The following is a 20,457-nucleotide window of genomic DNA, read 5'->3' on the forward strand; positions in this document are numbered from 1 at the left end:
CTGCCCATTTAGATATGGACCGAGTTCATATTCATGAAAAAATCCACTAAAACCACTTTTTTCGTTTGCATTTTGCCTGATCGCTGTCATATAATGAAATAGTGTCATTAAAAAACACTATACGCCTGTAGCTCAGTGGATAGAGCAATGGTCTCCGGAACCATGTGCGGGGGTTCGATTCCCTTCAGGCGTACCATAATTGCTAACCAAAAGGCTGGATGCTTCCAGCCTTTTTTATTTATCTCTTCTATTAGTTTATATCCGCAAAGATCTTCTCGATATCCTTCACCATCAAGTTCGCTGCCAGGATTCCCCCAGCCGTATTCCAGATGGCTTCGTTAACTTGATATGCACGGCCTGTCTGTACGACCTTCATGTTCTTCGCTAGCGGATCACTTAGCCATTCTTGTGCGGTCTTGGAAGCTCCGGTATCCCCATTACGGTCAGAGGTGAAGTAAAAGAAAACATCCCCGTCCAGTACATTGATTTGCTCTTTTGCGATATCTTTGGAAAACTCCGCCTTGTTTTGCTCCGCTGGACGCGCAAAGCCTAGCTTGTCGAAAATAACCCCTGCAAAGTTTTGTTTATAGTAGACGCGTACTTTCCCAGGCTGGAAGCGTGCCAACGAGATTTCCATCTTCGTTTTGTCACCTAGCTTGGTTTTCGTGTCTGCAATCAATTTATCGAAATCAGCCAAGATTTTCGATCCTTCTGTTTCCTTATTTAATGCTTTTGCATATAACTCGAAGTTTTCAATCATGCTGTCACCGAGGTTTTCAGTAAAAACGGTTGGTGCAATCGCTGATAACTGCGTGTAAATCTTCTCTTGTCGCACTTTTGTTCCGAGGATCAGATCGGGCTTTAAGCTCGCAATCAGCTCCATATTGGGCTGTGTCTCGTCCCCTACGACTTCAACCCCACTCATCTGATCTTTAATATGGTCGAACCACGGTTCTCCGATCCACGATTTAACTGCTCCTACCGGCTTGATTCCCAATGCAAGCAAGCTTTCTGTCCCCTGGTTGGTCAGAACAACGATGCGCTCTGGGGTGCCCTTGATTTCTGTTTCACCCATGGCATGTGTAATCTTGCGAACCTGTTCTGTCTGTGGCTGCTCTGTTTGTGCCTGCTGAGCTGGAGCAGCCGTTTCCGTACCGCAAGCTGCCAAAAGCAACGACATGATCATCGTCACAAGCAGCGGAAGCTTTCCTTTTTTAAACATGAGTTGCGTCCCCTTTTTATGCTAATGAGTATCATTATCAATTTGGAAGTAAAAAAATAGGCCTATCTATCTGTGCTTCCTCTTACACTATGTTCTCCCACTGCGCAAAGGGAGATCAAATGTTACAATTGTACACTAATATAGATATCTCCTATTTTCAATTGAATTCAGGAAAAACCACGCGAAAATAGACAAAAGCAAGGATGTGTCACATTTGAATCTCAACGTAAGAAATCGAACACAACCGTCAAAAGAATGGATCACTCTTGCTCTGCTTCAACTCATGGAAAAAACGCAATACTCCCAAATCTCCATTACCGAGATCACACGAAAAGCAGGGCTTGCCAGACAAACCTTTTATCGAAATTACGAGGATAAAGACGAGATCTTATATGAATTTTTGTGCGCTCAGTATGCGACCTACTGGAGGATAATAGATGAAGAGAACGAGCTGAATGAAGATATGCTGATCGCTTTTTTCGACATGTGGCAGCAGCACTCTCCCCCTTCATTAATAAAGAACATTAGCAATGGAGATCGGAAAGTCAGACAGATCATTTTTCGGAGCGTTGACTTTTCTATTCAAGAGCGTTTTCCAAACAGGGCAAACCCAGAGAATGTTCATCAACAGGAAAGCCTTCACTACTATGCACAAAGATCGATGTCCTCCACCCTCCATGTGCTTTTGATTGAGTGGACGTTGAGACGATTTCAAGAGTCCTGTCAAGAGATGGGGCGACTTGCCTTTCAATTGACAGCCTCGATGCGTGGGCTTCTTCTCTAATAGAGTTCCTGATGAAAAACAAAAAGTAGCGCTATACGCAGAGCAACTTATCCATATAAAATACTGCACCCCAAATTGTTAAGTGTTTCTAACAATTGGGGTGCAGTTCAGTAAAGGACTATATACCGTTACATTTACTGGTTAAAAATCGCTTTGAAGGAATAAGGGATTGGTGCTATTGGGTTAGTTTCAAACATTGCATTTGGAGCCATCAGTTGAATGTAGTACTGGCCTTCTTCAGGGATGTTCACTGAAAAAGACGTATTACCTTTAATAACAACTCTATGCACTGTCTCTCCTGTTTGCTTCCTCACCCAGATAGTAATCGATTCAGAACTTGATGACAGTCTACTGAATGCAAAATTAAACGTTCCTGGCTTTGCATAAAAATTGAAATAATCAAGATCTTTATTGTGATTAATCGCAGCCGTGTAATGCAACACTATCATTTGGTTCATATGGATCGGTCACCGAAGCGGCTGCTTTTTGGGAAGACTTCATATATTTAGTCGGTTCTGCTGCAAATGCGGAAGCAGATGCTGATAAAGCTACTGCAAGGGTCAACAAGCTAACTACGACTTTTTTCATGAATAATCCCTCCGCATACATTAGTAGGAATAGTCAGTTACTTTATTGATTATAAATAGCTTTAAATGCATACGGGATTGGTTTGATTGGCTTGGAATCAAATGCAGAGTAGTCATAAATCATGATGTAGTAAATGCCCTCTTTTGTGAGATCCTGTGTGAAGCTTAACTTCCCATTTTCTACAAAATGAGGTGACCCTGACATTTTACTTTCATGAAACACCCCTACCCGTAGGTTCCCTTTTTCTGATGTTAAGCTACTAATCGCAAAATTAAGCTTCCCCGGTTTCGCGTAAAACTTAAACCAATCGAAATCTTTGTTATGGCCAATCTCTGCTGAATACGAAACATTGGAATTAACAAATGAAGCAAATGCAGGTTCATCATTTGGCTCATAAGAGTCGCTTGCGGACGCAGCTTTTTGAGGTGCTTTCAAACTTTTTGCAGGTTCTGCAGCCAGTGCAGATACGGAAGCAGTTAATACGAGTGACAGGCTCAATAGACTTGCTACGACTTTTTTCACGAATAAATCCCTCCAAAAGCTGTAATAGTAGGTACTATTATTTTTTACCATTTTATAACTTGATTGCAAATATTAGTTTTGTAATTTTTTGTAATAATTTGATGATTTCGCTAGAATGAAGTGTACATGTATCGAACTATGACTAATATTATCGATCTCTGCTACTCTCCGTATATTAGGAGTTCCCATGCGCAAAGTAGCCCATAACGATTACTTCCACAGGTTATCATAAATGTAAATAATACTAATTTTTACCATGTTTAAAACATTTTGTAAATTCGAATTTTGTAATATTTTGTAATAAATTAGCAAATAGTGAACACAAAAACCCTGAAGCATACCTATTCTTCAGGGTTCTCACTAAACTATCGATAAACATACATCGAATTCCTACTGATGATTCCTCGTTTTATACAACAGATAAACAAAAAACGGCGCTCCAATCGCTGCGGTAAAAATCCCAGCTGGTAAATCATGCGGCAAAAACACCGTTCTCCCTATCAAATCAGCCAAGACGACAAGCATCCCGCCCAAAACGGCGGAAGCCGGCAGCAAGTAGCCATACGCAGAGCCTACTAGCCTACGAGCAATGTGTGGAGCCATCAAACCGATAAAGCTGATTCCTCCTGCCACACCGACCGCAGCACCTGCCAATGCCACACTGATCGCAATCAAGAGCAATCGCTTCTTATCAATCGCTACGCCAATGCCTTTGGCGATATCATCACCGAGCTCCTGGGCATTCAAATACCGGATTTGGAAAATCGTAGCGACGAGAAACAAAACGGTCCACGGAAGCAACGTCATGACATTTACCCAAGACATACCGTACACGGTTCCAGTCATCCACCCGAGAGCGTTTGAGGCTTTGTGGGTTTGGGTGATCACCAGGAAAAAGATCGTTAATGCCCCCATGCCTGCTGAGATACATACACCGACAAGCGCGAGGCGAAAAGGTGAGACTCCCTCCTTCCACGCAGTGAGATATGTAAGCGTAGCGGTTAACATTCCACCGATCAAGGCCACCAATGGCATCCACTGCACACTTACATCTTTTGCGAATGTGATAAATGCTACCGCTGCTGCCGTCGCTCCCGCTGTAGTCCCGATCAAATCAGGCGAAGCTAATGGATTTCGCACCAAGGACTGCAAGATGGCCCCCGATACAGCCAGGGAAGCCCCCACCATGACTGAAACGACAACGCGAGGCAATCGCCAATCGAGCACGATCAATTCATTCTGTTCACTGCCCGCTCCCACAAAAGCTTTGATGACTTCCCACACAGGAATATGCAAGCTTCCTAAGCCAATACTCAGTACAATCACAACCGATAACAGCAAAAATAGTATCAAATTAATTCCTAACGCCCGCTTATTTACATGAAACGAGAGCGCTGGCTTTTTGGTCCGAATGACTACATGTCTATGCATACGCCCTCCTCCTGACCAGCGGGATGATAAAAGCCACTCCGATCATGGCGGTTGCTACGCCTACTGGTACTTCCAAACGCATCGGCATCAATACAAGGCGAGAAAGCAAATCAGCGCAAACCAGAAAGGCTCCGCCGAAGACAATTGAATAGGGAATTAACCATCGATGATCAAGACCGACTAAAAAACGACAAAGATGCGGGATGATGATGCCCACAAATGCAATCGGTCCGGCGAGTGCGACACTCCCACCAGCCAAGAGCACCACGATCAATATCGCTGTAGCTTTTACCAAGATAATCTTTTGGCCCAGGCCAGTCGCTACATCATCACCGAGTACCATCAAGTTTAACGAGCCGGTCAGTAGCATAGCGCCTAATAAGCCTACTAGCAAATAAGGAATGATCATAAAAAAATGGTCAAGCTGTCTTCCCTCCACAGAACCAACTAACCAGTAAAAGGCCTCTGTCATCGTTTTTTCTTGCAACAGCATAAACAGAGAGGTCACAGACGAAGCAAAAGCGGCAACCGCTGCACCCGAAAGTGTCAGTTTAATCGGAGTCATGCCTCCCCGCCCAGCGGAAGCCAGCCCGTATACAAGCAGAGCAGTCACACCCGCTCCGATAAAGCCTGCCCACATCATTTGTGACACTGGGAATTGCGAGCCAAAAACAGCAATCGTCGTCACGATAGCTGCTGCAGCTCCAGCGTTCACACCAATAAGAGATGGTGAAGCCAAAGGGTTGCGAGTCAACGCCTGCAACAAAACACCTGCTACAGCAAGGCTGCTCCCCACCGCTACCGCTGTCAGCGTACGCGGCATTCGGGAAGTCGTAATAATCAAATGTTCCTCTGAACCGGAAAATTGGGTGTATGCCTCTACTGCAGTAGTGAGCGAATACCGATTGATTCCGAAAAGGATACTAGCTACCATCACGACTGCCAGGACGGCGAGTCCTACTAAGAGCACAGTAGTCTTTTGCAGTCGGCTGGACAAAATCACATTCACGCCTTTTCCCTTCTTTCCGTTGCATTCTACCTATTCTGTCTATTCGCTACATTATGTATGTAAGTTTCTCCCACTAATCAGTCTAAGCTTGAGGATAGGGCTAGTCAATGATATTGATTTTTATTATCGCTATTGGAAAATTCAACACAAAAATATCTATACTTTTCCTTTCATTCCAAAAAATATATTGACACATTGTCATATAAGCATATACAGTAGTGAAGAAAAATGATAATCATTATCAGTTAAAAGGGGGATTTTCCATCATGCGCAAAACTTCCCTGCGTTTGATGCTCGGGGCTATGCTTTCCGCTGTAATGCTCGTAACAGGTTGCGGGGGACAGGCAACGTCTTCATCCAGCTCATCTTCTTCTACTCCAGCTGCGTCAACAACTACACCAGCACCGGCAGCGTCTGAAGAGAGAGAAGTAAAACACTTTATGGGGTCAACAAAAATAAAAGGGACTCCTCAGCGTGTCGTCGCACTTACCAGTGAAAGCACAGAGGCTGTTCTCGCATTAGGGATTACGCCAGTCGGGGCTGTCATGAGCGGCCTCGGTAAACCTGGTGACCCATGGCATCCACATATTAAAGAGAAAATGAAGGATGCAGTTGAATTGGGTGATGAGAACCAACCGAACGTTGAGCTGATCGCCAGCCTGAAGCCAGACCTGATTCTGGGGACAAAAGGACGCCAAGGGCAAGAAAAAGTATACGCTCAGCTTTCCACGATTGCCCCAACCGTCTTCTCCGAGGATCTCGTAGGCAGATGGAAAATCAACTTTGCGCTTTATTCAGAAGCTCTTAACAAAAAAGCTGAAGGCGACCAGCTGATGGCTGATTTCGATAAGAAGATTGAAGATGCGAAAGCAAAATTGGGTGACAAGACGAAGATGCAAGTCTCTGTCGTTCGTTTCGTAGCTGGCAAAACGCGTCTTTACTTGAAAGACACTTTTTCTGGCGTTGTTCTGAGCCAGCTCGGCTTTGCTCGACCAGCCTCCCAAGACATCGATGAGTTCAAAAAAGACATCCCAAAAGAGCTCATGGCTGAAATGGATGGCGACGTCATGTTTTACTGGATCGGCGATTATTCCGGTGATGGATCTGCCAATAAATACACAGAGGAATGGATGAAAGATCCGCTCTATCAAAAACTGAATGTCGCGAAAAACAATAAGGCATTCCAAGTTGACGAAGTGATCTGGAACGTAGGCGGCGGTATCCTTTCTGCAGAAATGCTTGTTGATGACATCGTAGAACGCTTCTCCAAACTGTAGGCTATATACCTTCCGATACCGTCAATAAAGCAGGAGTGGTTGAGATAACCACTCCTTTTCTTTTGCCTGCTGGCATTATTGACCGAGTTCCTTATTTCCAGCAGTATCCTTACTGGGCAGAATCGGATCTATTTGTTCTGGTTTACGCGAATAAGCTTTATTTGTAACCAAAATCGTCGCACCGATGATGACGATAAAAATGAGCACCAACGCAACGATAAAACCAGTTGTCATGCATACACCCCCGACTTTTTTCTAACTCTCATTATAGCTGATTTCCATGCGAGTCAGAACCTTCATGCATAACCAATTCATTATGGAATAACAAACTATTCCAAATTTTGATAGGAAAATGGCTCCTATATCTCGAATAGTTACCACAACGCTATCTCACTCAAATACTTGATAGACTATACGGGGGAAATCTGATGAACAAGCTTAATACCCCTTTCTTATGGAAAAAGAAACGCTCAAAAAAGGAAATCACGCAAGTGTTGTTTCCAGATCAAATATTAAAAGCATTTTTTCACTTTACGACGGATGCCATCTCCATTAGTGATCTCGATAACAATATCGTCTTGGTGAATCATGCTTTTGAGCAATACTACGGTTGGTCCATGGAGGAGATTTACGCTTCACCGCTCTGCTTTATTCCAGACGAGTATAGGAGCGAGACCAAACAGTTATTTGATGCGGTCAGGAGCATGGGTGTATTACTAACTAATTACGAAACCATCAGGCAGCGAAAAGATGGCACAAAGATGGATGTCATTCTGTCGGCTGCTCCAATCAAAGACGAAACGGGAAAGATTATTGGCGCTTCCTGCATTACCCGTGACATTTCCGACCGCAAAAAAATTGAAGAGGCCTTACGTCAAACTGAAGCCAAATATCGTCTCCTCATCGATCATACCCAGGATATCGTGACGATTTATGATTTATCCATGCGACGCATCTATGCATCCCCATCAATCGAGCAATTGGGATTTGTTCCAGCCGAGGTTACTTCCCCTAACAATCTGCAGCTCACACATCCAGAGGATATTCCTATGTTCCGGGACAAATTTCAAGAGATTATGACAACGAAACAACCTGTTCACTTCGAGACGCGATCTATGGATAGAAACGGAAGCGAGGTCTCCTTCGAAACACGCGGTATCCCCATTTTAAGCGCGGGTGGAGACGTCCAAAACATCATGTTAGTCTCGCGAAATGTCACAGAACGCAAATACTCAGAGGCCGCCTTGTTTAAAAGCGAGAATACGAACAAAATCATCTCAGAATACACAGATGATCTTATACTGATTACGGACAAAAACGGGGATATCCTCTATCTCTCCCCTTCGCATTCACGCGTAATCGAAACGAGTGAACATTGCCGTCAGCTCACCTTTGCCGAGATTCATCCAGAAGATCGCCAAACTGTCATTGACCACTTTCATCATTTGCTGGCATCCCAAGAACCAAGGATATGCGAGTTCCGTTTCCAAACGAAAAATAACAAATGGATCGTTCTCGAATCAAAGGGTGCCCCTATCCTGACAAAAACGGGAGATTGTGATGGTTTTATCATTGTGTCGCGGGATATTACAGAACGCCGAAATAACGAGGAATTATTACGCAAGGCTGAGAAGCTGTCCGTGATTGGGGAGCTGGCTGCTGGAATCGCCCATGAGATTCGCAATCCGCTCACATCTTTGAAGGGCTTTATCCAATTTCTTTATCCAAGCATGAATGATAACCAGCAGTACGCCGACATCATGCTCTCTGAACTGGACCGGATCAATTTTATTGTGAGTGAACTGCTAGTCTTGGCAAAGCCTCATAGCATCCAAATCAAGCCTCTTCCGCTCATCCCTTTGTTAGAAAACGTCTTGACACTATTGAGGTCGGAAGCAAATTTGAAAAACATCAATTTCCGTACCGCATTTGCTTACCATCCGATCATTGCGGGAGAAGAAAACCAGCTCAAGCAGGTCTTTATTAACATCATTAAAAATGCCATCGAAGCGATCGACGGACATGGAGAGGTTCTTATTGCCACCGCCTTAAAAAACAAGCATCAGGTACTCATTACGCTCACGGATACTGGCTGTGGAATCTCTGAAGAAATGATTCACAAGCTGGGTGCCCCCTTTTTCACGACAAAAGAAAACGGGACTGGCCTCGGCCTCATGATCAGCAGCAAAATCATGAAAGATCATAACGGCAGCTTGGAAATTAAAAGCAGAGAGAACGAAGGCACGGTGGTAGAGATTACATTACCGATTGTACAGGACCAAATTGGGTCATCCTAGAAAGGTGTACATCCCATCATCAGCGGAGGTGCCCTATGGATTTCACCAAAATGAGCACGAGTGAGTTCGTGGCCAAAATTCGCGAATCCCAAGCGAAAAACCTGCGAAGCAGACAGCATCAGGGCTATGGTCATCCCGAAAAACGTTTGCCCAGCAAGCAAGGCATTTAACAAGCAAAAGCCCTCCCTCGAGCTCCTATGGCTCAAACGGGTGGGCTTTTGTCATTGTTATTGTGGATCCTGCTTATTCAGGTTACGATCTCTTTCGGACTTTTGCTTCTGGGTGCCTTGCGTCTTGCTGCTGTGTCCTTGGTTGCCGCCATTCTTCGTATTACGATTGTTTGACATCAGAATCCCTTCCTTTTCATTCTGGTATTCATGCCAAACGTAGTATGTCCCAAACGGCTTATTCATAATGAAGAATTACTTTGCTTCACCCATAAATACTTTCTTTCCATCCTCATACTTGTACACGTATACGGAAGCAAAGTCGTTGTCGCCTTTTTCATTGAATGTTACGTTTACGAATTTGCCTTTGTAATCTTTGGTTTTGTGAACAGCTTCCAGTACTTGTTCACGAGTTGGCTTTTTGCCGCCGTTTGCTTTGATCGCTTCTTCCAGTCCGTTCAGCATAACACCCATGGAGTCATAACCAAACGAAGTGAAGATCCCTACTTTGTTGCCAGTCGCGCTCTCGAAGTCTGTGATCCATTTCTTGCCGTCTTCGGTAGCACCAATATCGCCAACAGTAGAAGTAAAGACTACGTTATTGGCATTTTCCGCACCAGCAATTTTCACCATGTCAGCGGAGTCGTAGCCATCGCCACCCATGAAGACACCTTTGAAGCCTTTTTCACGTGCTTGCTTCACGATGATCCCTGCATCAGAGTAGTATCCACCAAAGTAGATCATCTCTGGATTTTTCGCAAGGATTTGGGTGATGATCGCACTATAATCCTTCTCTCCTGCCGTTACCCCTTCATAGCCGAGAACTTGTACGCCATCTTTTTCAAATTGCTTTTTCACTTCTTCCGCAAGACCTTGTCCATAAGCAGCCTTGTCATGCATAACGAAAGCTGTTTTTACATTCAACTGATTTTTGGCAAAAATAGCAGCCTTGGAGCCTTGTTGATCATCACGCGCACAAATGCGGTGTACGATCTTCTTTCCTTGCTCAGTCAAATCTGATCCCGTTGCAGAAGGAGAAACCATTACGAGCTTCTCTTGCTCGTATTGCGCTGCCGCTGTAATCGACGCACCTGTTGTAGCATGGCCTACTACTCCGACTACATCAGGATTCGAAATCAACATTTGTGCGACTGCTACCCCTTGTTTTGGGTCAGCTTGGTCGTCTTGCGCGGACAATTGAACGTCAAAGCCAAGTGCTTTGAATGCCTCTGCCTTTTCTTTCAACGCATATTCAGCACCAGCTTTTGCTGTGCTTCCGTAATCGGAGTACTGACCAGACATCGGACCAACTACAGCAATCACGAGCTTCTCAGTAGCTCCGCTTGCACCGCCCGTGCTTCCTCCGCTATTGTTGCTCGGCTGTGGTGTCGCGCTTTGTCCACCAGTCCCCGCACCTCCACCGCAGCCCGCGAGCAACGTGCTCAGAGCAAATGTTGCAGCCAGTATCGACAATGATTTCTGTTTTTTCATAGCAAAACATCCCCCTCTTTATTTATGAGCAAACTATGAATCACAATCTTATTGTAGGATATTTTTGAAAATTTGCAATAGAAATGATTAAAAGAAGAATCAATCAAAAAACCTCTATCGCTGTCTGCTAATAGAGGCGTACACGTGTAGTATGGAGGCAAATAGCCACTTCTACGCATAGAAGTGGCTATCTTAATGAGAAAATATTAGGAATTAATTGGAATGCTCAGCTTGTAAGTGAGCGTTTTTGCGTCATACTCTACTTTTGCACCCAATTCTTGGGCAATGAATACGAGAGGAACGAGTACTGCTCCAGTCACTGGACGTGGCGGATTTGCAACACTGGTTTCTTTGCCGTTTTTATAAGCAAAGTTTTTGTTTTCGTACATACGAAGTGCGTACTGGTTGTCTTTGGCAATCAGCAGAGATTTGGTTGTGCTATCCCATGCTGCAGAACCACCCAAAGCAATCGCCAATGTGCTCGAATTCACATACGCAACACCATTTTCAGTAACGATTTCTTGTGGGAATGGGAACTCCTTGCCGTTTAGCTGAACCTTGATTTTTTGTTGCTGTACAGGAGCAGGAGCAGCAAATGCAGCCGTTGCCGCTACACTTCCCGTTAGAAGAGCTGCTGTCAGCATCATTGTCGAAAACTTGCGAAGCATAATGAACACCCCTCAAATATCATGAAATGAATTCCAATTATGTAATGTTCGACATAAATCAACTTCTTCCTTCTTTTTTATCCCATACATTTCCTATGTAATTCTCTCCCTAAACATGACAAGACTAGGAAAAAAATAAATATCCCGCGAACAAACGTTTTTGTGCACAACCTGTGCATAACATTGTGGATAACTTTCGAAAGGGAGGCTTGCCATGGCAGGGGAACGTTTTTTTCTCATTTATCAAGAGGCCAGTGACGAAGAATGCTTATTGACCATTGAACCATACAAAGATCAACAGGAGCTGGCGGAAGCCATCAATCAGCTACAAGCCAAACAAGTCGATGAGTATACGATCATCAAGGGAAAAAAGATGAAGGCCACACTGAAACTTGCCGTCGATTTGACCGAGGCCGATGAGAATTCCAAGGAATGATTGTTTTCTTTTTCGAGTAGGTTTAGACAGAGGGAAATTGGCAAACATGGTAGTGAGGGAGCGCACTTATGTGTTTGACCTTCATTGACCTTTTGTGTATGATATTGTTACAAAGAGAGGAGGAAGACTAGATGCATATGAATTTAATTCCAACCGTCATTGAACAGACGAACCGAGGGGAACGTGCTTACGACATTTATTCCCGCCTGCTCAAAGACCGCATCATCTTTCTGGGAACCCCAATCAACGACACCGTAGCCAATATCGTTGTGGCACAGTTGTTGTTCCTTCAGGCGGAAGATCCGGAGAAAGACATTCACTTGTACATAAACAGCCCAGGCGGTTCTATTACTGCTGGTATGGCAATTTACGATACTATGCACTTCATCAAGCCAGATGTATCCACCATTTGTATCGGAATGGCTGCTTCGATGGGAGCATTCCTGCTGGCTGCCGGGGCAAAAGGCAAGCGTTTTGCTCTTCCAAACAGTGAAGTCATGATTCATCAACCATTGGGCGGTGCCCAAGGACAAGCGAGCGACATTGAGATTGCCGCAAAACGTATTTTGAAGATGCGTGATCATCTGAACACCATCCTGGCTGAACGCACTGGACAGCCTTTGGAGCGCATCCAAAAGGATACCGATCGCGACAACTTCCTCTCTGCCGCAGAAGCAGTAGAGTACGGATTGATTGACAAAGTCATCACTTCTGAACCGTCTTCCAAAAAATAAGATACGTAGTAAAAAAAAGCACTCGTGCCAAGACGACTGGCCGAGTGTTTTTTGTATGCCGAGCAAAACCCATGAGGCTTCCCTTGGGTTGCACGGCTTTTTCGATGGATCATTGTGATACTTCCATTAACTTACTGACATAGACCGTTTGGCTATGCCCTGGATTTTTTTCCTCATGCACACGTGCTGTTGAAGTTTTCTCGTCTACAGCATCGATCCAAACGGCTTGTCCTTCGTACTCTACCTTGATATGGTCGTCGGATTTCATGATGGCTTGTGCTCTCGTTACATTCATAAGTGACTGACTCCCTCTCTATTGATCATCGTCAAGAGCTTGCTTGGCTGACGTAGCCCCTGTCATCGTGTCTACAGACGTTTCTTCAATCAGGCCGTTTTGGTCGGAAACAACTCCGCCCCCCAGTCCCTCGTTCACCATCCGGTCAATGTCCATATCATAACAATCGCGGCCTTCGTAACACTTATCACGGTTACTCATTTCTCATTCCTCCTTCATGCAATATACATGGTTAGAAATGCCCTGCCCGAAGTGAATTGATACATATTCATCAAGATGACCAACAAAAAAAGACACCTCCCTTTTAGGAAAAGTGTCTCTCGTGACTCTATTCTTCTTTACTTACCAGATTCGTAAGGCTGGTGACTGCCTGGGAGGCATCCGGCCCTTCTGCCAAAATGGTAATTTCCGTTCCAGAGCTGATTGCGAGGCTCATGATACCCATGATGCTTTTCGCATTGACCTTCTTGTTGCCTTTTTCTACGAATACTTCCGATGCAAAACGGTTAGCCTCCTGTACGAAAAAGGCTGCTGGACGAGCTTGCAAACCGGTCTTTAACTGAACCACGACCTGCTGTTGAACCATGAATGGACCTCCTTACTTGTAGACTATTATCCTTTAGTATAACATGCATCTACATCGAAATATTTTGTTTTTCTCGTATTTTGTCAGCGATTTCGTTAATTTTTCGCAAGCGGTGGTTAATGCCCGATTTGCTCACTATTCCGCTTGGCACCATCTCGCCCAATTCTTTCAAATTGATGTCAGGATGAGCCAATCGAAGCTCCGCGACCTCGCGCAGACGTTTTGGCAAATTCTCCAATCCGATCTCTTGATCGATGAGCTGAATATTTTCCATTTGTCTGGTGGCTGCATTCACCGTTTTGTTTATGTTGGCGATCTCACAATTGTGTAAACGGTTTACCGAGTTCCGCATGTCCTTTACAATTCGGACGTCCTCGAAATACAGAAGCGCCTGATGCGCTCCAATCAAGCTCAAAAACTCTGTAATCTTTTCGCCTTCTTTAATATAGAGAACATACCCTTTTTTCCGCTCGATGCACTTGGCATTTAGTTTATACCGATTGGCTATCTTGGTCAATGCTTCGCAAAAATCCTGATAGGAAGTGAAAATCTCCAGGTGATAGCTGGATGCCTCTGGATGATTCACAGATCCCCCCGCCAAAAAAGCGCCCCGCAAATAAGCAGCGCGGCAACAGGACTTTTTCACGATCTCAGGAGCGATTCCTGGGATAAACGACAGGCTTTGATCCATGATGCCCAAGTCTTGCAAGATCTCATTAGCCTTATTCGGAATACGCACAATGTACACGTTGTTCTTTTTCAAACGCATTTTTTTGCGAACCAACAGTTCAGCGTGTATCTGAAACAGCCTCTTGATTAACGTGTAAATGCGTCGGGCAATCGCCGCGTTCTCTGTCGTCACATCCAGCACCAGTCGTCCGGCTCCAAACTGCAGACTTCCATTCATTCGAATCAAGGCTGAGAGCTCTGCCTTGCTGCAGCAATCGGCACCCTCCGTCATGGTAAGTTCTTTTTTGGTATGCGCGGCGAATGACATCGACTTCACTACTCCTTCTCTATCTTCAGCACCTTCCGTCTTCGTTTGACCAGTGACACAACCTGCTTGCTGACAGCATGTGCATCATGACGTAGGTATCCGTCCTCAAATGTGACTAACGGCTTCGCCACCACATGCAGACCAAGTTGGCGCAATTGCTTTAAGTCACATCGGACAGGAGCTGCTCCTTTTTCTGCGTATTTGTCCAATACGTGGGTAGGCAGCTCGGCTGAATTGACAATGATCGTATCCAGAAATGGTCGATCTACATGGTCATACATGACATTCACGTGCCTGGATGCAGAAAAACCGTCTGTCTCCCCCGGTTGTGTCATGACGTTACAAATGTAGATTTTCGGGGCTTGTGCGCGTGTAATCGCTTCAAATAACCCGCGTACTAATAAATTGGGCAGGATGCTCGTATACAAGCTGCCAGGCCCAATCAAAATGGCATCCGCATCGGCAATGGCCATCAGGGCTTCGCCAAGAGGAACAGCATCCTCCGGGTCAAGGAACACCCGCTTGATTTCTTTGCCAGTCAACGGTATTTGGGATTCTCCAATTACGAGAGATCCATCTGTCATTTCCGCTTTCAACTGAATTGATTGCGTGGAAGCTGGCAATACATCTCCACGCACTGCCAAAACTCCGCTTAATGTTTTGACTGCGGTGACAAAATCTCCAGTGATTTCGTTCATCGCTGCAAGTAATAGATTTCCCAAATTATGCCCTGCTAATCCCGTGCCTGTGGAAAAACGATATTGCATGACTTTTTCCATCAACGGCTCTGTATCGGCCAGAGCAGTCAAGACGTTTCGAATGTCGCCAGGTGGAAGCATATCCATTTCTTCTCGCAAACGTCCAGAGCTTCCCCCATCGTCTGCTACCGTAACAATCGCTGTGATATGCACCGGCTCGTGCTTCAAACCGCGTAGAAGGACGGACAGACCCGTTCCTCCGCCAATAACGACTACCCGTAATGGCCTTGACTGTAGCCTCCCGACTCCCTTAGTAGGCATATGTCACCTCATTATTTCTAATACACATACCACAGGTGGCTTTTTATGCACGCTTCAGTCTTTCCTGCCATCTTATGATCATTTGTTCTTTTCCATGTCTCGATGACTGACACGGACAGAAAAATCTTTTCCAAAGGTTTCTCCCAAATGTTCTGCAATGGCGACCGAGCGATGCTTTCCACCGGTGCATCCAATTCCTATCACTAGTTGACTTTTTCCTTCTCGCTGATAATGCGGCAGGGTGTATCCCAAAAAGTCTGTAAGCTTTTCTAAGAATTCTTTTGTGTCCTTGTGCTTCATCACATACTCTGCCACGTCTGGATCACATCCTGTTTTCGGACGCAAATCCTCCACATAATGCGGGTTAGGCAAAAAACGGACATCAAACATCAAGTCAGCGTCTATTGGTGCGCCGTATTTGAAACCAAACGACAATACATTAATCGTAAGTGGTGATCCTTGTTGACCGTATTGGTTGATGATTTTTTCTCGAAGCTGAACTGGCTTCATTTGACTCGTATCGATAATCTGATGCGCCCAGCCCTTCATTTCCTCCAACAAACGGCGCTCAGCGTGAATTCCTTCCAAAGGCGAACCGTTTGGGGAAAGCGGATGTCTGCGACGTGTTTCCTTATAGCGAGAAACCAATGTCTGATCGTTTGCATCCAGATAAAGGATATGGTACGATAATCCATCCATCTGATTGAGGCTCTCCATAGTTACGGCTAGATTTTCAAAAAACTCACGCCCTCGCAAGTCAATCACCAATGCGACTCGCTCAATACTCCCACCAGACTGTTTGACCAACTCAGCAAATTTGGGAATCAGTACAGGGGGTAGGTTGTCTACACAAAAAAAGCCCAGGTCCTCCAAGCTTTGTACAGCAACTGTCTTTCCCGCACCTGACATTCCGGTAATAATCAGGAGATTCATGGCCTTGTCGTTTCCCAATTCCGTCACGCAACTCGCCTCCTACGATTCTGACAATAGCATACCATATTGTCGACCTTATTCGCACCTTTTTGAACCGCTTCCCCTGTTTTTCCAATGACGTCTTCATTTTTAGAAAAAAAGATGCGTGACTGAATGCCAGCCACGCAACAATTGTTTATATAGATAAGGGGGTCAATTCATTGTCTATAGATTACTCTTGAATTATTTCACCCATGTTACAAGCAGGTTAAGAGATTGTGACATTTTGTTCCTTTAGCTTTTCATTCAGCTCTTCTACATAGTGCTGAGCAGATTGAGCAGCGATAGAACCGTCTCCAGTAGCTGTCACGACTTGACGCAGCATTTTTTCGCGTACATCTCCTGCTGCAAACACACCTTTTACTTTGGTGTTCATTTTTTCGTCTGTCAATACGTAGCCTGCGTCGTTGGTGATGCCCAGTGGACGTACGCTTGCAGTCAATGGGTCCATACCTACGTAGATGAACACCCCATCTGCTGGGTATTCTCTTTGTTCACCTGTTTTGGTGTTTTCCAAGAGAACCGCTTGTACTTTGCCTTCACCACGAATCTCTTTTAGTTCTGTATCCCAGATCACTTCGATTTTTTCGTTATCGAAAGCGCGTTTTTGCAGGATTTTCTGTGCACGGAACTGATCACGACGGTGTACGATTGTCACTTTGGAAGCGAAGCGAGTAAGGAACACAGCCTCTTCCACCGCGGAGTCTCCTCCACCAACAACCACCAGCTCTTTATTGCGGAAAAATGCACCGTCGCAAACCGCGCAGTAAGAAACGCCACGGCCGGACAATTCTTTTTCGCCTTGTACACCGAGCAAACGATGCTCTGCACCAGTTGCCACAATAACAGATTTGGTCAAGTATTCCTTGTCACCCGTGATTACGCGCTTGTACGGCTCTTCATCGCGGATTTCCTTGATTTCGCCATATGCATATTCCGCACCGAATTGCTGTGCATGCTCAAACATTTTTGTAGAGAGATCAGGGCCAAGAATGGAAGTGAAGCCTGGGTAGTTCTCGATATCTTCCGTATTCGCCATTTGACCGCCTGGAATTCCTCTCTCCAGCATCAATGTGCTCATGTTCGCACGGGATGTATATACAGCAGCCGTCATTCCAGCAGGGCCAGCTCCGGCGATAATCACATCATAAATTTTTTGATCGCTCATGCTTGTTGCCTCCTCATCTCACACAGTTCTGTTTCCTTATTTAAATTAATTATAATGTAATAATCTATTTAAAATCAAGTGTCGACAAAACTTTGACGCACTTTGCCAAGGTTGCGGCAGAAATGCCATATTTTTGAGCTAGAAGGGCTTGTGACTGTTTTTCGTTCGTTATCGTTCCGTATACATATTCTAATGCTGCTACCCACGCTACTTCTTTTCGCACTTGTACACGACTTTGGGCATATTCATGATGCTTGCGCCATACATCGAGGCACCATTCTCCAGCCTCTTGCTTGCCCTCCGAGAGCAAATAACGGCTTATGCCTTCTTCTATACTGCTCTTTTGCTCTTCCGTCGTCGGTGAACCATTCGATCCATCAGGAGTTCCTTCTGGCATGTCTGCACCCATATCAGCCAAAGCCAGCAGTGCCAACTTTTGCAGTTGTTGGTTATCCGTTTGGTAATAAAATTGACGGACCGCAGTTTCAGCTTCATCGTCGCCGATCAGAGACAATGTTTGCAGCACCGCGAATTTCACTTCATCGCGTCCATGCTGCAATGCCCATAGAAGGGACGCTCGGATCATCGGGTCTGTTTTAAAATCTTCCACTCCCGTGAACGAAGCCTTTTCCCATGAAACATCACGTTGGGTCGTATTGTATTGGTAGGGGATCGGTTTTATAGTCTCCCCTTCTTGTTCGTTTTTTACCATTTGAATGTATTGATCTGCGATTCCTGCTTCTGGATCTAACTGCTTGGCTTTTTGCCACCAGCGCAGTGCCTGATCCTTTTTCCCGCTCAAATAAGCTGAGATCGCAGCATAGTGGTACGTGCACGCTTCATGCGGCCGTCCATTTCGCAGCATGCGTTGGTAATGGAAATACGCTTCGTCATGCTGGCCGAGCACTCCCATTGTTGTTGCGAGCTTATAGGTATTTTCCGGATGGAACGGAACGACCTTTTTCAGCATATCAATCAAGTTCAACAGCTCTACCGTTTGATTGTGATGGGAGAGTAAAACCGCCAGATTGCACAGTGCATGCAGGTTTCCTTCTTCCTTATCCAGCGTCTGTTCGATTGTCTCCATCGCCTTCTCGAATTCCCCAGCATAATAGTAGGCGAGAGACAAATTGTTCCAAGCTGGTAAAAAGTCAGGATCGGCCTCGACGATTTCTTTTAAGGTATCCAAAGCCTCCAGGAAACGTCCCTCTTCCAGACTGCGACGAGCTCGTTCATGCTTGCTGTATACGTCCTCTTTTTCACTTGGGAGGAAGTGTCGTGGTGGCATGTCCAGCTCAAAGTAAATATAGTCGAGGAGCTCTTCGGCATCTTCCCGATACGGTCCTGTACTATCTTCTTGTAAATAACGAACAGCCATTTCTTCTGCCATATGGTAATCTTCTAAGTTGGCATAGTTGTTCGCCATGTAGAAATACACTTCTGTCATGGATGGGTCCCATTTTTCTATCACTTCATAGAGGACTTCATTCGACGCTTCAAACTGTCCGGTTTCAGCTAAGGCACTAGCCAAATGGCAGTGGCATTCTGCATTCGATGGCTCCATTTCAACTGCTCGGCGAAATGAACGCAATGCTTTATCATAGTCGTACCGATTCAAACAACGCATTCCCCGGTCAACAAAAAAAGCAGCATCTTGCTTAAAGTCAACGACGGTCGTTTTCTTCAAAATACTCTTGTTATGTTTCATAAAACCTCCAACATCGTAGGAGCTTACACTCCAAGTATCGTACCAGAAGCATCGGCACCCTACAAGCTGACTCGTCTTTTAAAGTGTTCTATAAAATGAGTGTTCAAAAAGTCGACTTTTCAGCACCAAGAAAGTGGCGAGAACCTGAAGAAGGAGGAGCGGAATGTAGGGAACCTACATGAGCACCGGACTTTGAAGGTGAACGCCTCTTTCGATGTCGAATCAGCTTTCAGTATTACCACGTGATCAAAAGACGACTTTTTGAACTACAGCTATACATAAAGCAAGAAACACCACTGGCACATAGCAAGTGGTGTTTACGAACAAAAATGGAGCGGACGAAGGGTCTCGAACCCTCGACCTTCGCCTTGGCAAGGCGACGCTCTACCAATTGAGCTACGTCCGCATATCTTATCAACTATTCATATTTTGTCCGATTGAAAAAACTGGTGAGCCATGAAGGACTCGAACCTTCGACCCTCTGATTAAAAGTCAGATGCTCTACCAACTGAGCTAATGGCTCGTACATGGTGGCTCGGGACGGAATCGAACCGCCGACACGAGGATTTTCAGTCCTCTGCTCTACCGACTGAGCTACCGAGCCATATACTTTGTTCGCCACTCTTGAATAAGAATGGCGGAGCTGACGGGACTCGAACCCGCGACCTCCGGTGTGACAGACCGGCGTGAACTCCAACTTCACCACAGCTCCATATAGAAGGTTTGTTCCTTCAAAACTGAATACGCATGATTGCTAAGAATTTGTGGATAAGTCCTCGACCGATTAGTATTCGTCAGCTCCACGCGTTACCGCGCTTCCACACCGAACCTATCAACCTCATCGTCTATGAGGGGTCTTACCAGCTTGCGCTGTGGGAAGTCTCATCTTGGAGGGGGCTTCACGCTTAGATGCTTTCAGCGCTTATCCCGTCCGCACATAGCTACCCAGCTGTGCCACTGGCGTGACAACTGGTGCACCAGCGGTGCGTCCATCCCGGTCCTCTCGTACTAAGGACAGCTCTCCTCAAACTTCCTACGCCCGCGACAGATAGGGACCGAACTGTCTCACGACGTTCTGAACCCAGC

At 45.3% G+C, this 20,457-nt stretch carries 23 protein-coding genes, 5 tRNA genes and 1 rRNA gene (1 of these 29 running past the window's edge); 7 read left to right on the forward strand and 22 right to left on the reverse strand.

The genetic code is table 11. From position 1 onward, the window contains the following. Window positions 1-121: 121 nt before the first annotated feature. Window positions 122-196 (forward strand) — tRNA-Arg (locus tag ACKKE8_RS28470). A gap of 54 nt (window positions 197-250) precedes the next feature. On the opposite strand, the gene ACKKE8_RS28475 is transcribed toward ACKKE8_RS28470, so the two are convergent. Next, entirely contained in the window at window positions 251-1,222 is a 972-nt protein-coding gene (locus ACKKE8_RS28475) for an ABC transporter substrate-binding protein (RefSeq protein ID WP_409175962.1), read from the reverse strand. Window positions 1,223-1,436: 214 nt separating this feature from the next. On the opposite strand from ACKKE8_RS28475, the gene ACKKE8_RS28480 reads away from it, so the two are divergent. Continuing rightward, entirely contained in the window at window positions 1,437-2,006 is a 570-nt protein-coding gene (locus ACKKE8_RS28480; protein ID WP_409175963.1) for a TetR/AcrR family transcriptional regulator, read from the forward strand. 134 nt (window positions 2,007-2,140) lie between these two features. On the opposite strand, the gene ACKKE8_RS28485 is transcribed toward ACKKE8_RS28480, so the two are convergent. From ACKKE8_RS28485 to ACKKE8_RS28505, 5 genes are all read right to left on the reverse strand, one after another. Beyond that, window positions 2,141-2,464, reverse strand: coding sequence for a hypothetical protein (locus tag ACKKE8_RS28485; protein ID WP_409175964.1), 324 nt, complete (start codon window positions 2,462-2,464; stop codon window positions 2,141-2,143). Continuing rightward, entirely contained in the window at window positions 2,424-2,594 is a 171-nt protein-coding gene (locus ACKKE8_RS28490) for a hypothetical protein (protein WP_409175965.1), read from the reverse strand. Before ACKKE8_RS28490 ends, ACKKE8_RS28485 begins: the two co-directional genes overlap by 41 nt. A gap of 42 nt (window positions 2,595-2,636) precedes the next feature. Continuing rightward, a complete protein-coding gene (locus tag ACKKE8_RS28495) occupies window positions 2,637-3,116 on the reverse strand; it encodes a hypothetical protein (protein WP_409175966.1) in 480 nt (159 codons plus the stop codon). 390 nt (window positions 3,117-3,506) lie between these two features. Continuing rightward, on the reverse strand, window positions 3,507-4,547 hold the full coding sequence (locus ACKKE8_RS28500; protein ID WP_409175967.1) for a FecCD family ABC transporter permease: 1,041 nt from the start codon (window positions 4,545-4,547) through the stop codon (window positions 3,507-3,509). Then, window positions 4,540-5,556 carry a FecCD family ABC transporter permease gene (locus tag ACKKE8_RS28505; RefSeq protein ID WP_409175968.1) on the reverse strand — a complete coding sequence of 339 codons (1,017 nt, stop codon included), beginning with the start codon at window positions 5,554-5,556 and terminating at the stop codon, window positions 4,540-4,542. Before ACKKE8_RS28505 ends, ACKKE8_RS28500 begins: the two co-directional genes overlap by 8 nt. A gap of 266 nt (window positions 5,557-5,822) precedes the next feature. Here ACKKE8_RS28505 and ACKKE8_RS28510 point away from each other — a divergent pair, with 266 nt between their 5' ends. After that, window positions 5,823-6,833, forward strand: a complete 1,011-nt coding sequence (locus ACKKE8_RS28510) for an ABC transporter substrate-binding protein (protein ID WP_409175969.1) — start codon at window positions 5,823-5,825, stop codon at window positions 6,831-6,833. A 75-nt stretch (window positions 6,834-6,908) separates the two neighbouring features. Here ACKKE8_RS28510 and ACKKE8_RS28515 read toward each other — a convergent pair whose 3' ends face one another. Next, window positions 6,909-7,067: a hypothetical protein gene (locus tag ACKKE8_RS28515; protein WP_409175970.1), complete on the reverse strand. Its 159-nt coding sequence runs from the start codon at window positions 7,065-7,067 to the stop codon at window positions 6,909-6,911. Between the two features lie 194 nt (window positions 7,068-7,261). Here ACKKE8_RS28515 and ACKKE8_RS28520 point away from each other — a divergent pair, with 194 nt between their 5' ends. Together ACKKE8_RS28520 and ACKKE8_RS28525 are read left to right on the forward strand one after the other, a co-directional pair. After that, window positions 7,262-9,130: a PAS domain S-box protein gene (locus ACKKE8_RS28520; RefSeq protein ID WP_409175971.1), complete on the forward strand. Its 1,869-nt coding sequence runs from the start codon at window positions 7,262-7,264 to the stop codon at window positions 9,128-9,130. Window positions 9,131-9,165: 35 nt separating this feature from the next. Continuing rightward, on the forward strand, window positions 9,166-9,300 hold the full coding sequence (locus tag ACKKE8_RS28525) for a DUF4023 domain-containing protein (protein ID WP_015893478.1): 135 nt from the start codon (window positions 9,166-9,168) through the stop codon (window positions 9,298-9,300). A gap of 252 nt (window positions 9,301-9,552) precedes the next feature. Here the strand turns inward: ACKKE8_RS28525 and ACKKE8_RS28530 are convergent, their stop codons facing one another. Together ACKKE8_RS28530 and ACKKE8_RS28535 are read right to left on the reverse strand one after the other, a co-directional pair. Next, window positions 9,553-10,788 (reverse strand): branched-chain amino acid ABC transporter substrate-binding protein, encoded by a 1,236-nt coding sequence (locus ACKKE8_RS28530; RefSeq protein ID WP_409175972.1) that lies wholly within the window; start codon window positions 10,786-10,788, stop codon window positions 9,553-9,555. Between the two features lie 206 nt (window positions 10,789-10,994). After that, window positions 10,995-11,456 carry a copper amine oxidase N-terminal domain-containing protein gene (locus tag ACKKE8_RS28535; RefSeq protein WP_409175973.1) on the reverse strand — a complete coding sequence of 154 codons (462 nt, stop codon included), beginning with the start codon at window positions 11,454-11,456 and terminating at the stop codon, window positions 10,995-10,997. 214 nt (window positions 11,457-11,670) lie between these two features. Between ACKKE8_RS28535 and ACKKE8_RS28540 the strand changes: the two genes are divergently transcribed. Both ACKKE8_RS28540 and clpP read left to right on the forward strand, forming a co-directional pair. Next, a complete protein-coding gene (locus tag ACKKE8_RS28540; RefSeq protein ID WP_026043328.1) occupies window positions 11,671-11,892 on the forward strand; it encodes a hypothetical protein in 222 nt (73 codons plus the stop codon). A gap of 131 nt (window positions 11,893-12,023) precedes the next feature. Continuing rightward, window positions 12,024-12,626, forward strand: a complete 603-nt coding sequence (gene clpP / locus ACKKE8_RS28545; RefSeq protein ID WP_007720441.1) for an ATP-dependent Clp endopeptidase proteolytic subunit ClpP — start codon at window positions 12,024-12,026, stop codon at window positions 12,624-12,626. Between the two features lie 109 nt (window positions 12,627-12,735). On the opposite strand, the gene ACKKE8_RS28550 is transcribed toward clpP, so the two are convergent. The 13 genes from ACKKE8_RS28550 to ACKKE8_RS28610 all read right to left on the reverse strand — a co-directional run. After that, entirely contained in the window at window positions 12,736-12,921 is a 186-nt protein-coding gene (locus ACKKE8_RS28550) for an H-type small acid-soluble spore protein (protein WP_409175974.1), read from the reverse strand. Between the two features lie 18 nt (window positions 12,922-12,939). After that, entirely contained in the window at window positions 12,940-13,122 is a 183-nt protein-coding gene (locus ACKKE8_RS28555) for a hypothetical protein (protein ID WP_106656364.1), read from the reverse strand. 127 nt (window positions 13,123-13,249) lie between these two features. Beyond that, the gene (locus ACKKE8_RS28560) at window positions 13,250-13,507 is read right to left on the reverse strand and encodes an HPr family phosphocarrier protein (RefSeq protein ID WP_048034964.1); all 258 of its coding nucleotides are present in this window, start codon (window positions 13,505-13,507) and stop codon (window positions 13,250-13,252) included. Between the two features lie 49 nt (window positions 13,508-13,556). Continuing rightward, window positions 13,557-14,504, reverse strand: coding sequence for a DNA-binding protein WhiA (gene whiA / locus ACKKE8_RS28565; RefSeq protein WP_409175975.1), 948 nt, complete (start codon window positions 14,502-14,504; stop codon window positions 13,557-13,559). 8 nt (window positions 14,505-14,512) lie between these two features. Then, window positions 14,513-15,523: a uridine diphosphate-N-acetylglucosamine-binding protein YvcK gene (gene yvcK, locus ACKKE8_RS28570; protein ID WP_409175976.1), complete on the reverse strand. Its 1,011-nt coding sequence runs from the start codon at window positions 15,521-15,523 to the stop codon at window positions 14,513-14,515. Window positions 15,524-15,601: 78 nt separating this feature from the next. Further along, window positions 15,602-16,483: an RNase adapter RapZ gene (gene rapZ / locus ACKKE8_RS28575; RefSeq protein ID WP_409175977.1), complete on the reverse strand. Its 882-nt coding sequence runs from the start codon at window positions 16,481-16,483 to the stop codon at window positions 15,602-15,604. Window positions 16,484-16,703: 220 nt separating this feature from the next. Next, window positions 16,704-17,663: a thioredoxin-disulfide reductase gene (gene trxB / locus ACKKE8_RS28580; protein ID WP_048034968.1), complete on the reverse strand. Its 960-nt coding sequence runs from the start codon at window positions 17,661-17,663 to the stop codon at window positions 16,704-16,706. Between the two features lie 64 nt (window positions 17,664-17,727). Beyond that, complete coding sequence (locus ACKKE8_RS28585) at window positions 17,728-19,371, reverse strand: tetratricopeptide repeat protein (protein WP_409175978.1); 1,644 nt, start codon at window positions 19,369-19,371, stop codon at window positions 17,728-17,730. Between the two features lie 330 nt (window positions 19,372-19,701). Beyond that, window positions 19,702-19,777, reverse strand: a tRNA-Gly gene (locus ACKKE8_RS28590). Between the two features lie 41 nt (window positions 19,778-19,818). Further along, window positions 19,819-19,894, reverse strand: a tRNA-Lys gene (locus ACKKE8_RS28595). Window positions 19,895-19,899: 5 nt separating this feature from the next. After that, window positions 19,900-19,975, reverse strand: a tRNA-Phe gene (locus ACKKE8_RS28600). 31 nt (window positions 19,976-20,006) lie between these two features. Beyond that, window positions 20,007-20,083: transfer RNA gene (locus ACKKE8_RS28605), tRNA-Asp, on the reverse strand. 52 nt (window positions 20,084-20,135) lie between these two features. Continuing rightward, window positions 20,136-20,457 (reverse strand): 23S ribosomal RNA (locus ACKKE8_RS28610) (it continues 2,607 nt past the right edge of the window).

The sequence above is a fragment of the Brevibacillus fortis genome (assembly GCF_046196545.1).
Classification (GTDB): domain Bacteria; phylum Bacillota; class Bacilli; order Brevibacillales; family Brevibacillaceae; genus Brevibacillus; species Brevibacillus fortis_A.

Excerpts from the sequence above, each read along its gene's own strand:
- ACKKE8_RS28475 (WP_409175962.1), bottom strand. The coding sequence starts at position 1,222 with ATGTTTAAAAAAGGAAAGCTTCCGCTGCTTGTGACGATGATCATGTCG.
- ACKKE8_RS28485 (WP_409175964.1), bottom strand. The coding sequence starts at position 2,464 with ATGAACCAAATGATAGTGTTGCATTACACGGCTGCGATTAATCACAAT.
- ACKKE8_RS28490 (WP_409175965.1), bottom strand. The coding sequence starts at position 2,594 with ATGAAAAAAGTCGTAGTTAGCTTGTTGACCCTTGCAGTAGCTTTATCA.
- ACKKE8_RS28500 (WP_409175967.1), bottom strand. The coding sequence starts at position 4,547 with ATGCATAGACATGTAGTCATTCGGACCAAAAAGCCAGCGCTCTCGTTT.
- ACKKE8_RS28510 (WP_409175969.1), top strand. The coding sequence starts at position 5,823 with ATGCGCAAAACTTCCCTGCGTTTGATGCTCGGGGCTATGCTTTCCGCT.
- ACKKE8_RS28515 (WP_409175970.1), bottom strand. The coding sequence starts at position 7,067 with ATGACAACTGGTTTTATCGTTGCGTTGGTGCTCATTTTTATCGTCATC.
- ACKKE8_RS28520 (WP_409175971.1), top strand. The coding sequence starts at position 7,262 with ATGAACAAGCTTAATACCCCTTTCTTATGGAAAAAGAAACGCTCAAAA.
- ACKKE8_RS28525 (WP_015893478.1), top strand. The coding sequence starts at position 9,166 with ATGGATTTCACCAAAATGAGCACGAGTGAGTTCGTGGCCAAAATTCGC.
- ACKKE8_RS28530 (WP_409175972.1), bottom strand. The coding sequence starts at position 10,788 with ATGAAAAAACAGAAATCATTGTCGATACTGGCTGCAACATTTGCTCTG.
- ACKKE8_RS28535 (WP_409175973.1), bottom strand. The coding sequence starts at position 11,456 with ATGCTTCGCAAGTTTTCGACAATGATGCTGACAGCAGCTCTTCTAACG.
- ACKKE8_RS28540 (WP_026043328.1), top strand. The coding sequence starts at position 11,671 with ATGGCAGGGGAACGTTTTTTTCTCATTTATCAAGAGGCCAGTGACGAA.
- clpP (WP_007720441.1), top strand. The coding sequence starts at position 12,024 with ATGCATATGAATTTAATTCCAACCGTCATTGAACAGACGAACCGAGGG.
- ACKKE8_RS28550 (WP_409175974.1), bottom strand. The coding sequence starts at position 12,921 with ATGAATGTAACGAGAGCACAAGCCATCATGAAATCCGACGACCATATC.
- ACKKE8_RS28555 (WP_106656364.1), bottom strand. The coding sequence starts at position 13,122 with ATGAGTAACCGTGATAAGTGTTACGAAGGCCGCGATTGTTATGATATG.
- ACKKE8_RS28560 (WP_048034964.1), bottom strand. The coding sequence starts at position 13,507 with ATGGTTCAACAGCAGGTCGTGGTTCAGTTAAAGACCGGTTTGCAAGCT.
- whiA (WP_409175975.1), bottom strand. The coding sequence starts at position 14,504 with ATGTCATTCGCCGCGCATACCAAAAAAGAACTTACCATGACGGAGGGT.
- yvcK (WP_409175976.1), bottom strand. The coding sequence starts at position 15,523 with ATGCCTACTAAGGGAGTCGGGAGGCTACAGTCAAGGCCATTACGGGTA.
- trxB (WP_048034968.1), bottom strand. The coding sequence starts at position 17,663 with ATGAGCGATCAAAAAATTTATGATGTGATTATCGCCGGAGCTGGCCCT.
- ACKKE8_RS28585 (WP_409175978.1), bottom strand. The coding sequence starts at position 19,371 with ATGAAACATAACAAGAGTATTTTGAAGAAAACGACCGTCGTTGACTTT.